Source organism: Bacillus sp. SJ-10 (assembly GCF_002843505.1).
Taxonomy (GTDB): Bacteria; Bacillota; Bacilli; order Bacillales; family Bacillaceae; genus Bacillus; species Bacillus velezensis.
This window is the reverse complement of record NZ_CP025258.1, coordinates 3,122,067-3,135,937: the sequence shown is the minus strand read 5'-3', so window position 1 is coordinate 3,135,937 and position 13,871 is coordinate 3,122,067. Positions and strand designations below refer to the sequence as shown.

Annotated in this window: 13 protein-coding genes; all 13 read left to right on the top strand. The window is 49.8% G+C overall.

All coding sequences use genetic code 11. The annotated features are described in order from the left end of the window. Window positions 1-129: 129 nt before the first annotated feature. The 13 genes from CXL14_RS15475 (at window position 130) to pyrE (ending at window position 13,815) form a co-directional block, all read left to right on the top strand. Complete coding sequence (locus CXL14_RS15475) at window positions 130-501, top strand: TraR/DksA family transcriptional regulator (protein ID WP_003154399.1); 372 nt, start codon at window positions 130-132, stop codon at window positions 499-501. 101 nt (window positions 502-602) lie between these two features. Continuing rightward, window positions 603-1,064 (top strand): signal peptidase II, encoded by a 462-nt coding sequence (gene lspA, locus CXL14_RS15470; RefSeq protein ID WP_014417726.1) that lies wholly within the window; start codon window positions 603-605, stop codon window positions 1,062-1,064. Between the two features lies 1 nt (window position 1,065). Beyond that, on the top strand, window positions 1,066-1,980 hold the full coding sequence (locus CXL14_RS15465; RefSeq protein ID WP_014417727.1) for an RluA family pseudouridine synthase: 915 nt from the start codon (window positions 1,066-1,068) through the stop codon (window positions 1,978-1,980). A gap of 188 nt (window positions 1,981-2,168) precedes the next feature. Next, window positions 2,169-2,714 (top strand): bifunctional pyrimidine operon transcriptional regulator/uracil phosphoribosyltransferase, encoded by a 546-nt coding sequence (gene pyrR / locus CXL14_RS15460; RefSeq protein WP_003154392.1) that lies wholly within the window; start codon window positions 2,169-2,171, stop codon window positions 2,712-2,714. Window positions 2,715-2,868: 154 nt separating this feature from the next. Then, entirely contained in the window at window positions 2,869-4,179 is a 1,311-nt protein-coding gene (gene pyrP / locus CXL14_RS15455; RefSeq protein ID WP_025649477.1) for a uracil permease PyrP, read from the top strand. A 141-nt stretch (window positions 4,180-4,320) separates the two neighbouring features. Continuing rightward, window positions 4,321-5,235 (top strand): aspartate carbamoyltransferase catalytic subunit, encoded by a 915-nt coding sequence (locus CXL14_RS15450; protein WP_014417729.1) that lies wholly within the window; start codon window positions 4,321-4,323, stop codon window positions 5,233-5,235. Beyond that, a complete protein-coding gene (locus tag CXL14_RS15445) occupies window positions 5,219-6,505 on the top strand; it encodes a dihydroorotase (RefSeq protein WP_014417730.1) in 1,287 nt (428 codons plus the stop codon). Before CXL14_RS15450 ends, CXL14_RS15445 begins: the two co-directional genes overlap by 17 nt. Further along, on the top strand, window positions 6,502-7,596 hold the full coding sequence (locus tag CXL14_RS15440) for a carbamoyl phosphate synthase small subunit (protein ID WP_007409730.1): 1,095 nt from the start codon (window positions 6,502-6,504) through the stop codon (window positions 7,594-7,596). The genes CXL14_RS15445 and CXL14_RS15440 overlap by 4 nt, the downstream gene beginning before the upstream one ends. Continuing rightward, a complete protein-coding gene (gene carB / locus CXL14_RS15435; RefSeq protein ID WP_014417731.1) occupies window positions 7,581-10,796 on the top strand; it encodes a carbamoyl-phosphate synthase (glutamine-hydrolyzing) large subunit in 3,216 nt (1,071 codons plus the stop codon). The genes CXL14_RS15440 and carB overlap by 16 nt, the downstream gene beginning before the upstream one ends. Then, on the top strand, window positions 10,793-11,563 hold the full coding sequence (locus CXL14_RS15430; protein ID WP_014417732.1) for a dihydroorotate dehydrogenase electron transfer subunit: 771 nt from the start codon (window positions 10,793-10,795) through the stop codon (window positions 11,561-11,563). The genes carB and CXL14_RS15430 overlap by 4 nt, the downstream gene beginning before the upstream one ends. Next, window positions 11,563-12,498, top strand: a complete 936-nt coding sequence (locus CXL14_RS15425) for a dihydroorotate dehydrogenase (protein ID WP_003154377.1) — start codon at window positions 11,563-11,565, stop codon at window positions 12,496-12,498. The genes CXL14_RS15430 and CXL14_RS15425 overlap by 1 nt, the downstream gene beginning before the upstream one ends. Then, window positions 12,467-13,186, top strand: coding sequence for an orotidine-5'-phosphate decarboxylase (pyrF, locus tag CXL14_RS15420; protein WP_014417733.1), 720 nt, complete (start codon window positions 12,467-12,469; stop codon window positions 13,184-13,186). The genes CXL14_RS15425 and pyrF overlap by 32 nt, the downstream gene beginning before the upstream one ends. Beyond that, window positions 13,183-13,815 (top strand): orotate phosphoribosyltransferase, encoded by a 633-nt coding sequence (gene pyrE / locus CXL14_RS15415; RefSeq protein ID WP_007611309.1) that lies wholly within the window; start codon window positions 13,183-13,185, stop codon window positions 13,813-13,815. The genes pyrF and pyrE overlap by 4 nt, the downstream gene beginning before the upstream one ends. Window positions 13,816-13,871: the final 56 nt, after the last annotated feature.

Genomic DNA, 13,871 nt, shown 5'->3' with positions numbered 1-13,871 from the left:
GTCAGCCGGGCGCTTTTTTACATGCCAGCAATGTCATCGATTAGAACGACAGGAAAAATCTTATGGGCTTCAAATGGCGCTCTGGGGGCAACAATAAAGCCATAACATCAAGAGCAGGAGTTGTGATGAATGAATGATCAACTGACCGCAATCCACACGGAGCTTCTCATGATGAAAGAAGAACTTCAATCAAGATTATTCGAATATTCTTGCTTTCAAATGTCAGCATCTGTTGAACCTTCAATGAACGACCAAGAAGCAACTCTGATCTATCATATAAAAGAAGAACTTCAGGACGTTCTTCTTGCCCTGTCTAAGTTTGAAAACAATACGTACGGTTATTGTGAAAAAACAGGCGCCCCCATTCCGATTGAAAAACTTGCGGTGTTGCCGACGGCCAGAACCGCTGATGATTTTTATTATCCCGCTCAATTTGAAAAGAAAACCCTTCCATATTGGGAACCCGGAGATTATGCATATGATCAGGCGCTGTATGAGTGACAGCGTCTGTTTGCATGCGCTTATGATCTGCCTTTACTCTGGCATCTTTTACTGATAAAATTCATAAAGGATAAAAGTAACTGTATACTGGAGGAACGTGTGTGCTTTATTATCTTATCGCTCTTTTTATTATTATTGCCGACCAATTGACCAAATGGCTTGTCGTCAGCCATATGGAATTGGGACAAAGCATACCTGTCATCAATCAGGTGCTTTATATCACATCTCATCGCAACACGGGAGCGGCGTGGGGGATTTTAGCCGGCCAAATGTGGTTTTTCTACGTCATTACCATCGCCGTGATTATCGGAATCGTTTATTACATACAGCGTTATGCAAAAGGGCAGATGTTACTCGGAATTTCTCTCGGCTTAATGCTGGGCGGTGCGGCCGGAAACTTTATTGACCGGGCGGCGCGCCAGGAAGTGGTGGATTTTATTCATGTCATCATCGTGGATTATCACTATCCGATTTTTAATATCGCGGACTCCTCACTGTGCGTCGGTGTAATACTTTTATTTATTCATATGCTGTTTGACAGCGGGAAAAAGAAGGAGCAATAACATGAATCAATTTGAGATAACCGTTCAGCCTGAACAAAAGAGCGAACGGATTGATAAATTTTTGGCTTCAACGGGAGAAAACTGGTCACGCACTCAAGTGCAGCAGTGGGTAAAAGAGGGACTGGTATCCGTTAACGGCAAATCCGTAAAAGCGAATTATAAAATGCAGCCCGGCGATCAGGTAAACGTCACCATTCCTGAACCGGAAGAATTGGACGTGCTTGCAGAGCCGATGGATTTGGACATTTACTATGAGGATCAGGACGTCTTGGTTGTGAACAAACCGCGGGGCATGGTTGTACACCCGGCGCCCGGCCATGTGACAGGGACGCTTGTAAACGGACTGATGGCTCACTGCAACGACCTTTCCGGCATTAACGGCGTCATGCGCCCGGGAATCGTCCACCGGATTGATAAAGATACTTCCGGTCTGTTAATGGTCGCTAAAAACGATATGGCGCATGAATCACTCGTTAATCAGCTCGTCAATAAAACCGTGACCAGAAAGTACACAGCGGTTGTCCACGGGATGATTTCACATGATGACGGAACGATTGACGCTCCGATCGGGAGAGATAAAAAAGACCGTCAAAGCATGACCGTAACAAGAGAAAGCAGCAAAAACGCCGTCACGCATTTCCACGTGCTTGAGCGTTTTCAAGATTTCACGCTCGTAGAGTGCCGTCTTGAGACCGGAAGAACGCATCAGATCCGTGTTCATATGAAATATATCGGATTTCCTTTGGCGGGCGATCCGAAATACGGACCGAGAAAAACCGTTGATTTTAACGGTCAGGCGCTTCATGCCGGAATATTAGGTTTTGATCATCCCCGGACGGGCGAATACATGGAGTTTGAAGCGCCCCTTCCTGAAGATATGAAAAAACTCATTGAAGATTTAAGAAATAGCCGTTGACAGCGAGTTTCTTTTCTGAAATAATAAAAACAAGCTGAATAGATTCTTTAACACAGTCCAGAGAGGCTGAGAAGGATAACGGATAGGACAGAAGAGATACACGTGTGTCTTCGTCCTGGAAAGGAACCCCTCTATGCTCTGGCAGGAGGGGTTTTTTCTTCTTATATACGAATGGAGAGGTGTCACGAGTGAATCAAAAAGCTGTTATTCTCGACGAACAGGCGATCAGGCGGGCGCTGACAAGGATAGCCCATGAAATGATCGAACGGAATAAAGGAATGAATGACTGCATTCTTGTAGGAATTAAAACAAGAGGCATTTATTTAGCGAAGCGGCTGGCCGAGCGGATCGAACAGATTGAAGGGAATCCGGTCACCGTCGGGGAAATCGATATCACCCTTTACCGTGACGATCTCACGAAAAAAACGAGCAATGAAGAGCCGCTTGTAAAAGGCGCGGACATTCCGGCCGATATCACAGACCAAAAGGTCATTGTGGTTGATGATGTGCTTTATACCGGCCGGACGGTGAGAGCTGCGATGGATGCCCTCGTTGATGTCGGGCGGCCGTCATCGATACAGCTTGCCGTGCTTGTCGACAGAGGGCACCGGGAACTGCCGATCAGAGCGGACTATATCGGGAAAAACATTCCGACCTCAAAAGCTGAAAAAGTGATGGTTCAGCTGAGCGAAGTTGATCAGACTGATATGGTCGCCATTTATGAAAATGAATAATCACCCTTTTTAAATGCATTCCAGAGAGTTTGCAAAGAGGATTTTAAAACACAAAGCCGGGCGGATCGACGCGGCCGGGTTTTGTATGCCTCTTTGCGCAAAAAGCAAAGAGGTTTTTTTATACCATTTGAAAGTCAACCGGGAGGAAAACGCCATGAGTAAGAAAAAAGTAAACCTGGGAGTCAGGGACGTCCCCAATCCATTGTCCTGGCTGTCATTCAGCCTGCAGCATTTATTCGCCATGTTCGGCTCAACCATACTCGTGCCGAAACTGGTCGGAATGAGCCCGGCTGTGGCGCTTGTCACGAGCGGAATCGGGACACTCGCCTATCTCTTGGTGACAAAAGGCCAGATTCCCGCTTATCTCGGCTCATCATTCGCCTTTATATCACCGATTATCTTGGTGAAGGCGACGGGAGGGCCGGGGGCTGCCATGGTCGGCGCTTTCCTGGCGGGAATTGTGTACGGCCTGATCGCACTTCTCATCAGGCAGCTTGGAACGGGGTGGCTGATGAAGCTGCTGCCCCCGGTGGTCGTCGGGCCGGTCATCATCGTCATCGGCCTCGGACTGGCAAGCACAGCCGTCAATATGGCAATGTATGCTGATCCGAATGCGAAGGAACTCGTCTACAGCTTGAAACATTTCAGTGTAGCCGGCGTCACTTTGGCAATCACCATTATCTGCGCCATCTTTTTACGAGGATTTTTAAGCCTGATTCCGGTATTGATCGGCATTATAGGCGGATATCTGTTTGCGCTGACACAGGGTATCGTCAATTTTCAGCCGGTCATTGATGCAAAATGGTTCGCCGCTCCTGAATTTATCATCCCTTTCAAAGACTATACGCCGTCAGTGACATTGGGCATTGCGGCTGCGATGGTGCCGGTCGCTTTCGTGACGATGTCAGAACATATCGGCCACCAAATGGTGCTGAGTAAAGTCGTCGGACAGGATTTCATTAAAAAGCCGGGACTGCACCGCTCCATAATGGGGGACAGCGTAGCGACGATTATCGCTTCGTTAATCGGCGGCCCGCCGACGACAACATACGGCGAAAACATCGGTGTACTGGCAATTACGAGAGTTTTCAGCGTCTTTGTCATCGGCGGCGCGGGTGTGATTGCGCTGTGCTTCGGATTTATAGGAAAAGTATCAGCGCTGATCAGCTCTGTTCCGTCCGCGGTTATGGGAGGCGTTTCCTTCCTGCTCTTCGGAATTATCGCCTCCAGCGGCTTAAGAATGCTGATTGACAACAACATTGATTATGAAAACAAGAGAAATTTAATTATCACATCCGTCATCCTCGTGATCGGCGTCGGAGGGGCTTTTATTCAAGTATCAAAAGGCGGGTTCCAAATATCCGGCATGGCGCTTGCGGCAATCGTCGGAGTCATCCTGAACCTCATCCTGCCGCATGCAAATGAAGAAGACGCGATTGCATCAGAAAAACAAAATCATATGTAAAACCTTTTAAAGAAAGTCCAGAGAGGCTTGGAAGGGTTATAACGGGAAGAAGCTGTACGCTGCTTCTCTCTTTAACCGCACCCCGAGTCTATAGACCGGGGTGTTTTTTACGGCCTTCAAGCGGAAACGGAGGAGAAAAACATGAATCATTTAACGGCGATGTCTGAACTGAGCACGGCTGAAATTACAGAACTGCTGCGTGAGGCAAAAGCGATAAAAGAGGGAACAGTCCGCCCCGATCTCGCGGGAAAATTTGTTGCGAATCTGTTTTTTGAACCGAGCACGAGAACGCGGTTCAGCTTTGAAGTGGCGGAAAAGAAACTCGGAATGAACGTGCTCAGCTTAGACGATACGAGCACAAGCGTTCAAAAAGGCGAGTCCTTATATGACACGGTCAAAACACTGGAATCAATCGGAGCGGACGCCTGCGTCATCCGGCACAGCACGGATGAATATTACAAAGATCTGACCGGCAGAGTCAATATTCCGATCTTAAACGCCGGCGACGGCTGCGGCCAGCACCCGACTCAGTCATTGCTCGATTTAATGACGATTCAAGAGGAATTTGAGACCTTTCAGGGCCTGACGGTTTCCATTCATGGCGATATCAAACACAGCAGGGTGGCAAGGTCGAATGCCGAGGTGCTGACAAGGCTCGGCGCACGCGTGCTGTTTTCTGGTCCGCCGCAATGGCAGGATGAGAAAAACGCCTTCGGCACCTGTGTTCAGACGGATGAAGCCATACAAGCTTCAGATGTCGTCATGCTGCTCCGCATCCAAAATGAAAGGCATCAGACAGAAGCTGACCAAAAAGGCTACCTGGAAGCATACGGGCTGACCGCAAAGCGGGCGGAGAGCATGAAGCGGCATGCCATCATCATGCATCCCGCACCGGTGAACAGAGGAGTCGAAATTGACACAACATTAGTGGAATGCGGAAAATCAAGAATCTTTAAACAAATGGAAAATGGTGTGTATATCAGAATGGCAGTCTTAAAAAGAGCACTGCAAACCAATGTGAAAAGGGGAGAAGCGGCTTATGTCTTATCTCATTAAAAACGGCTGGATGTTAAATGAACAGGGAGAAAAAGTGGCACAGGATATCCGGGTAACGGGTGAATTCATTACGGAAACCGGGCTTCTGACAGCGAAAGAAGGAGAAACGGTGATCGACGCTGAGGGACTGTTCGTTTCACCGGGGCTCGTAGACCTTCATGTCCACTTCAGAGAACCGGGCGGCGAGAAAAAAGAAACCATTGAGACGGGCTCTAAAGCCGCGGCGCGGGGCGGCTTTACCACAGTCGCAGCCATGCCGAATACAAGACCGGTGCCGGATACGAAAGAGCAGATGGAATGGCTGCAAAACCGGATCAAAGAAACCTCATCTGTCAGGGTCCTTCCTTACGCATCAATTACGATCAGACAAATCGGCGAAGAAATGACAGATTTTGAGGCGCTTCATGAAGCGGGCGCATTCGCCTTCACCGATGACGGCGTCGGCGTTCAGACGGCAGGAATGATGTATGAAGCCATGAAACGGGCGGCTTCAATGAATAAAGCGATTGTCGCTCATTGTGAGGATAACTCGCTTATTTACGGCGGAAGCGTGCATGAAGGATCTTTTTCAAAAGCGAACGGCCTGAACGGCATACCTTCCATTTGTGAAGCGGTACATATCGCCCGTGACGTCCTGCTGGCGGAAGCGGCGGACTGCCATTACCATGTGTGTCATATCAGCACGAAAGAATCCGTCAGAGCCGTAAGAGACGCAAAAAAAGCGGGAATCCGCGTGACGGCGGAAGTGTCGCCGCACCACCTGCTGCTTTGTGACGAAGATATCCCGGGACTTGATACCAATTTTAAAATGAATCCGCCGCTTCGCAGCAAAGAGGACAGAGAGGCGCTGATTGAAGGGCTTTTAGACGGCACGATTGATTTCATCGCCACTGACCATGCGCCGCATACAGAAGAAGAGAAAAACACGGATATGAAGCTTGCGCCTTTCGGTATCGTCGGTTTAGAAACAGCCTTTCCGCTTCTGTACACACATTTTGTGAAAAACGGGACGTGGACGCTGAAGCAGCTGGTTGATTTCATGACGGTAAAACCTTGCGAGGCATTCGGTCTTCCGTACGGAACGCTTGCACCGGGGGCGCCGGCTGACATTACCCTGATTGATCTGGAAAAAGAAGCAGCCATTGACAAAGATACATTTTTATCTAAAGGAAAAAATACGCCATTCAACAAGATGAAGTGCTTCGGCTGGCCTGTTGCAACGATGGCTGCCGGTAAGCTTGCATATGAAGAAGGGAGACTCGTCAAATGAAAAGAAGACTAGTGCTGGAAAATGGAGCGGTATTTGAGGGTGAAGCATTCGGGAGCCTGGAACATACCGCGGGTGAAGTTGTATTCAACACGGGAATGACCGGTTATCAGGAAATTTTATCAGACCCTTCTTACTGCGGGCAGATCGTGACGCTGACGTATCCTCTGATCGGCAACTACGGAATTAACAGAGATGACTTTGAATCCATCACTCCTTTTGTAAAAGGGCTGATCGTAAAAGAACTGTGCGAGCTGCCTTCCAACTGGCGTTCGGCTTACACGCTTGACGAGTATCTGAAAATGAAAAATATCCCCGGCTTACAAGGGATTGACACGAGAAAGCTCACAAGAATGATCCGCACGGCCGGCGCATTAAAAGGAACGTTTGCTTCAAGTGAGGAGAATGTCGGTGAGGTTCTTGCAAGGCTGAAAGAAACGGAACTGCCGAGAAATCAAGTCGCTCAAGTATCTGCGAAAACGGCATATCCGAGTCCGGGCCGCGGCAAACGCATCGTACTCGTCGATTTCGGTATGAAGCACGGCATTTTAAGAGAGTTAAACAAAAGAAAATGCGATGTCATCGTTGTGCCGTACAATGTAACGGCGGAAGAAGTGCTTCAGCTCAAGCCGGACGGCATCATGCTTTCTAACGGACCCGGAGATCCGAAAGATGTGCCGGAAGCCATTGAAATGATAAAAGGCATACTCGGGAAGGTGCCGTTATTCGGAATCTGCCTCGGCCACCAATTATTTGCGCTGGCATCCGGAGCGGAAACGGAAAAAATGAAATTCGGACACAGGGGTTCCAATCATCCGGTTAAAGAGCTTGCGACAGGGAAAGTCGCTTTAACCGCCCAAAACCACGGATATACAGTTTCTTCAATAGATGAGACAGAGCTTGAAGTGACGCACATTGCGATCAATGATCAAACGATCGAAGGACTCAAGCATAAAACGTTGCCGGCATTTACGGTTCAGTACCACCCTGAAGCTTCACCGGGGCCGGAAGACGCCAATCATTTATTTGACAGATTCATTGACTTGATCGAAACAACTGAGAAAGAAGGGGAAGCGGTATGCCAAAACGCGTAGATATTAAAAAGATTTTAGTGATCGGATCAGGCCCGATTATTATCGGACAGGCGGCGGAATTTGATTATGCGGGCACACAGGCGTGTCTCGCTTTAAAGGAAGAAGGCTATGAAGTCATTCTCGTCAACTCGAATCCGGCAACGATTATGACGGATACGGAAATGGCTGATCGGGTATACATAGAGCCGCTGACGCCGGAGTTTCTCACGCGTATTATCAGAAAAGAACGGCCGGACGCCATCCTGCCGACTCTGGGAGGACAGACCGGACTGAACCTTGCCGTCGAGCTGTCTGAACTCGGGGTTCTTGAGGAATGCGGGGTGGAAGTGCTCGGCACAAAGCTGTCCGCCATCCAGCAGGCGGAAGACCGCGACTTATTCCGTACGCTGATGAATGAGCTGAATGAACCGGTGCCGGAAAGTGAGATCATCCGCACTTTACAGGAAGCCGAGGAATTTGTCGGCCGGATCGGGTTTCCGGTTATCGTGCGCCCCGCTTACACATTAGGCGGAACGGGCGGCGGCATCTGCTCGAATGAAGCAGAACTGAAAGAGATCGTCGAAAACGGATTAAAACTCAGCCCCGTCCATCAGTGCCTTCTGGAAAAAAGCATTGCCGGTTACAAAGAGATCGAATATGAAGTCATGAGAGACAGCAGAGATCACGCGATCGTCGTTTGCAACATGGAAAATATCGATCCGGTCGGCATCCATACGGGCGACAGCATCGTCGTTGCCCCGAGCCAGACTTTGAGCGACCGGGAATATCAGCTTTTGCGCAATGTTTCATTAAAGCTGATCCGCGCGCTCGGCATTGAAGGCGGCTGTAATGTTCAGCTCGCGCTCGATCCCGACAGCTTCCAATATTACATTATCGAAGTGAATCCGCGGGTGAGCCGCTCATCTGCCCTCGCTTCAAAAGCGACGGGTTACCCGATCGCAAAGCTTGCGGCGAAAATCGCAGTCGGGCTTTCTCTTGATGAAATGATGAATCCCGTAACAGGAAAAACATATGCGGCTTTTGAGCCCGCGCTTGACTATATCGTTTCTAAAATCCCGCGCTGGCCGTTCGACAAATTTGAGTCGGCAAACCGCAGGCTCGGGACGCAAATGAAAGCCACCGGAGAGGTCATGGCCATCGGACGCACCCTTGAAGAATCGCTGTTAAAGGCGGTCCGCTCACTGGAAGCCGATGTCTATCACCTGGAACTGAAGGATGCGGGAGAGATTTCTGACGGACTTTTGGAAAAACGGATCAGAAAAGCCGGGGATGAACGCCTGTTTTATCTTGCTGAAGCGTTCAGAAGAGGCTATACAGTGGAGCAGCTTCATGAGTTTTCCGCAATTGACGTATTCTTTTTGCACAAGCTCTGGAAGCTGGTCGCTTTTGAAACAGAGCTGAAAGCGGAAAAAGGCAGCCTCGCCGTCCTTCAAACAGCGAAGGAACTCGGTTTCTCCGACAAATATATCAGCCGGGAATGGAATATGCCGGAACAAGAGCTGTATCAAATGCGAAAAGAAGCAGACATCAAGCCTGTATATAAAATGGTGGATACATGCGCGGCGGAATTCGAATCAGAAACCCCGTACTTCTACAGCACATATGAGGAAGAGAACGAGTCTGAGGTTACTTCAAGAAAAAGCGTCGTCGTCCTCGGTTCCGGGCCGATCCGTATCGGACAGGGCGTCGAATTTGACTATGCGACCGTTCATTCTGTCTGGGCGATCAAGCAGGCAGGCTATGAAGCGATTATTATCAACAACAATCCTGAGACGGTGTCCACTGATTTCAGCATATCAGACAAACTGTATTTTGAACCGCTGACGGTTGAAGATGTCATGCACATCATTGATTTGGAACAGCCGGAAGGCGTTGTTGTCCAATTCGGCGGGCAGACGGCGATCAATCTTGCGGAAGAATTGAGCGCCCGCGGCGTCAAAATTCTCGGCACATCACTTGAAGATTTAGACCGTGCGGAAGACCGGGATAAGTTCGAGCAGGCGCTTGAGGCGCTGAATGTGCCGCAGCCTCTTGGAAAAACCGCCGTGTCGGTGAACGAAGCTGTCAAAATCGCCGCATCCATCGGCTATCCGGTACTTGTCCGCCCTTCGTATGTGCTCGGCGGCCGGGCGATGGAAATCGTCTATCACGAAGAAGAGCTGCTTCACTATATGAAAAATGCGGTCAAAATCAACCCGCAGCATCCGGTGTTAATCGACCGTTATCTGACGGGGAAAGAAATCGAAGTCGATGCCGTATCTGACGGCGAAACAGTCGTTATTCCGGGAATTATGGAGCATATCGAGCGGGCCGGCGTCCATTCAGGGGATTCAATCGCCGTCTATCCGCCTCAGTCTTTAAGCGAAGACATTAAGAAAAAAATCGAACAATACACTGTAGCCTTAGCAAAAGGCCTTAACATCATCGGGTTGCTGAACATCCAGTTCGTCCTGTCGCAAGGTGAGGTGTATGTGCTTGAGGTAAATCCGCGGTCAAGCAGAACCGTGCCGTTCTTAAGCAAAATCACAAAAATCCCAATGGCGAACCTGGCGACAAAGGTCATCCTCGGCCAAAAGCTTGCTGATTTCGGCTATCAAGAGGGGCTGCAGCCTGAACAGCAGGGGGTATTCGTGAAAGCGCCTGTCTTCTCATTCGCGAAGCTGAGAAGAGTGGATATTACGTTAGGCCCTGAAATGAAGTCGACGGGAGAGGTCATGGGCAAAGATTCAACCCTTGAAAAAGCGCTCTATAAAGCGCTGATTGCCTCTGGCATTCAAATTCCGAACTACGGCTCAGTGCTGTTGACTGTTGCCGATAAAGATAAAGAAGAAGGACTGCTGATCGCCAAGCGGTTCCACGCCATCGGCTATAAAATCTTGGCAACGGAAGGAACGGCGGCTTATTTGAAAGACGCTCAGATTCCGGCTCAGGTCGTCGGAAAAATCGGCGAAGAAGGGAAAAATCTGCTCGATGTCATCAGAAACGGCGAAGCGCAATTTGTCATCAATACGCTGACAAAGGGCAAACAGCCGGCCAGAGACGGCTTCAGAATCCGCCGCGAATCCGTTGAGAACGGAGTCGCCTGCCTGACATCTTTAGATACGGCCGAAGCCATTTTGCGGGTATTGGAAAGCATGACATTCCGGGCGGATCATATGCCTGCATCCGAAACCAATCAAAAGGCGGCAGTCACGATATGAAGAAAGCGCATTTGACTGTTCAATCCAACTTAGAGATTGCCGACAGGATTTATAAGATGGTGCTGAAAGGAGAGCTTGTCCGGCACCTTACCGAGCCGGGTCAATTTCTTCATCTGAAGGTGAGTGACGCGGTCACGCCGCTATTAAGAAGACCGCTCAGCATTGCGGACGTCAATTTCGCCGCGAATGAAGTATCCGTTATCTACAGAGCTGACGGTGAGGGAACGCGTCTTTTGTCCGAGAAAAAAGAGGGCGGCAGGATAGACGTTCTCGGCCCTCTCGGCAACGGATTCCCCGTCCGGCGGATTGAACCCGGCAAAACCGCGCTGTTAGTCGGAGGCGGAGTCGGGGTTCCGCCTTTGCAGGAACTGTCAAAGCGCCTGACGGAAAAAGGCGTAAACGTCATTCATGTGCTTGGATTTCAATCAGCAAAGGATGTTTTTTACGAACAGGAATGTCGTGCGTACGGAGACACCTATGTGGCGACGGCTGACGGAACATATGGAGAGAAAGGATTTGTCACCGATGTCATCCGTGAAAAGCAGCTCGAATTCGATGTCCTGCTAAGCTGCGGACCGACACCGATGCTGAAAGCTCTGAAGCAGCAGTACGGCCATAAAGAGGTTTACCTTTCGATGGAAGAGCGGATGGGCTGCGGCATCGGGGCCTGCTTCGCCTGCGTGTGCCGCACGGGTGAAAGCGATACATCCTATGTAAAGGTCTGCCTTGACGGGCCGGTATTTAAAGCTGAGGAGGTGGCGCTGTAATGTTAGAAGTGAATCTGCCGGGTCTCCAATTGAAAAATCCGATCATCCCCGCTTCCGGATGTTTCGGTTTCGGGAAAGAATATGCCGGATTTTACGATTTATCATGTCTCGGAGGCATTATGATTAAAGCAACGACGAACGAAGCCCGCTTCGGAAATCCTACGCCGAGAGTGGCGGAGACAAGCGCGGGAATGCTGAATGCCATCGGACTGCAAAATCCCGGGCTTGAGCATGTGCTCAATCATGAGCTGCCTTGGCTCGAACAATTTGACACGCCGATTATCGCAAATGTCGCCGGTTCTCAGGTGGACGACTATAAAGAAGTGGCCGAGCACATCAGCCAAGCGCCGAATGTGCATGCGCTTGAGCTTAACATTTCATGTCCGAATGTCAAAACAGGTGGGATTGCTTTTGGCACTGATCCCGTCATGGCGGCCGAACTGACAAAAGCGGTGAAAGAAGTTTCCGCAGTGCCTGTGTATGTGAAGCTTTCGCCTAATGTCGCAAACATAACCGAAATTGCCAAAGCGATTGAAGCGGCCGGTGCTGACGGTCTGACGATGATTAATACACTCATCGGGATGAGGCTCGATCTCAAGACGGGACGGCCGATCTTAGCAAATAAAACGGGCGGACTGTCAGGCCCGGCGATCAAACCGGTCGCCATCCGGATGGTATACGAAGTCAGCCAGGCCGTTCAAATCCCGATTATCGGGATGGGCGGCGTTCAGACCGCAGAGGATGCATTAGAATTTCTTCTTGCGGGAGCGAGTGCGGTTGCCGTCGGCACGGCGAACTTCGTCAATCCGTTCGTCTGCCCGGAAATCATAGAACAGCTCCCCCGTGTGCTGCGCCAACACGGCTTTCAATCTGTAAGTGAATGCATCGGAAGGAGCTGGAAACATGAAAAACAACCTGCCCATCATCGCGCTTGATTTTGCATCAGGGGAAGAGACTTTAACGTTTTTAGACTTGTTTGAAAAGGAAAGGCTTTTTGTCAAAACGGGGATGGAACTTTTTTATCAGGAAGGCCCCGCCATCATTCACCAATTAAAAGAACGGAACTGTGATATATTTTTAGATTTAAAGCTTCATGATATCCCGACTACGGTCAATAAAGCGATGAGGCGGCTTGCCGGCCTCGGCGTTGATCTCGTCAATGTGCATGCGGCAGGGGGCGCACGCATGATGCGCGCGGCCCTTGAGGGGCTTGAAGAAGGCACGCCGGCAGGCAGAAAACGCCCGTCTTTAATCGCGGTGACTCAGCTGACCAGCACTTCAGAGCAGGTGGCGAAGGAAGAGCTTCTGCTGCATAAGCCGCTGTTAGAAACGGTTGTGCATTACGGCAAAATGGCGGAAGAGTGCGGGCTGGACGGAGTGGTATGTTCGGTACATGAAACAAAAGCCATTTATGAAGCGGTCCGGCCTTCATTTCTGACAGTCACACCGGGCATCCGCACGGCCAGTGACGCAGCTGACGATCAAGTCCGGACGGCGACTCCGTCATTTGCGAAAGAAAACGGGTCGTCAGCCATCGTCGTGGGCCGCTCAATTACAAAAGCGGAAAACCCCGTTAAAGCATATGAAGCAATTAAACTGGAATGGGAGGGCGTTCGCCGATGAAACAGGCTATCGCAAAACATCTATTACACATTGAAGCTGTCTTTTTACGCCCGAATGAGCCGTTTACGTGGGCGAGCGGCATTTTATCACCGATCTATTGTGACAACCGTCTGACATTGTCGTATCCAAAAGTGAGAAATGATGTGGCGGACGGGCTCGGCAAACTGCTGAAAGAGCATTTCCCCGAGGCGGAGATGATCGCGGGCACTGCAACGGCGGGCATTCCGCATGCTGCGCTTCTCGCAGATCGTACAGGCGCGCCGATGTGCTACGTCAGAAGCAAACCGAAAGCGCACGGCAAAGGAAATCAAATAGAAGGCGCCATTAAGAAAGGACAAAAAACAGTCGTGATTGAAGACTTGATTTCTACCGGGGGCAGCGTGCTTGAAGCTGCGGCGGCCCTTCAAAGAGAGGGCGCGGAAGTTCTCGGCGTCATTTCCATTTTTACATACGGACTGCCGAAAGCAAAAGAAGCCTTTAAAAAAGCGGGTCTTCCTTATTACTCGTTAACGGATTATGACACGCTGATTGAAGTCGCGCTTGAAAACGGAACGATTCATTCAGCTGACATTGAAAAACTGAAATCATGGAAATTAAATCCCGAGTCAAAAGATTGGTTTAAAAAATAATGACAATAAAAACAGGCCTCAGGGCCTGTTTTATTATTCCTATCAAAAAACTCGGG

Coding starts and splice junctions, on each gene's coding strand:
- CXL14_RS15475 (WP_003154399.1), top strand. CDS start 130: ATGAATGATCAACTGACCGCAATCCACACGGAGCTTCTCATGATGAAA.
- CXL14_RS15465 (WP_014417727.1), top strand. CDS start 1,066: ATGAATCAATTTGAGATAACCGTTCAGCCTGAACAAAAGAGCGAACGG.
- pyrP (WP_025649477.1), top strand. CDS start 2,869: ATGAGTAAGAAAAAAGTAAACCTGGGAGTCAGGGACGTCCCCAATCCA.
- CXL14_RS15450 (WP_014417729.1), top strand. CDS start 4,321: ATGAATCATTTAACGGCGATGTCTGAACTGAGCACGGCTGAAATTACA.
- CXL14_RS15445 (WP_014417730.1), top strand. CDS start 5,219: ATGTCTTATCTCATTAAAAACGGCTGGATGTTAAATGAACAGGGAGAA.
- CXL14_RS15440 (WP_007409730.1), top strand. CDS start 6,502: ATGAAAAGAAGACTAGTGCTGGAAAATGGAGCGGTATTTGAGGGTGAA.
- carB (WP_014417731.1), top strand. CDS start 7,581: ATGCCAAAACGCGTAGATATTAAAAAGATTTTAGTGATCGGATCAGGC.
- CXL14_RS15430 (WP_014417732.1), top strand. CDS start 10,793: ATGAAGAAAGCGCATTTGACTGTTCAATCCAACTTAGAGATTGCCGAC.
- CXL14_RS15425 (WP_003154377.1), top strand. CDS start 11,563: ATGTTAGAAGTGAATCTGCCGGGTCTCCAATTGAAAAATCCGATCATC.
- pyrF (WP_014417733.1), top strand. CDS start 12,467: ATGAAAAACAACCTGCCCATCATCGCGCTTGATTTTGCATCAGGGGAA.
- pyrE (WP_007611309.1), top strand. CDS start 13,183: ATGAAACAGGCTATCGCAAAACATCTATTACACATTGAAGCTGTCTTT.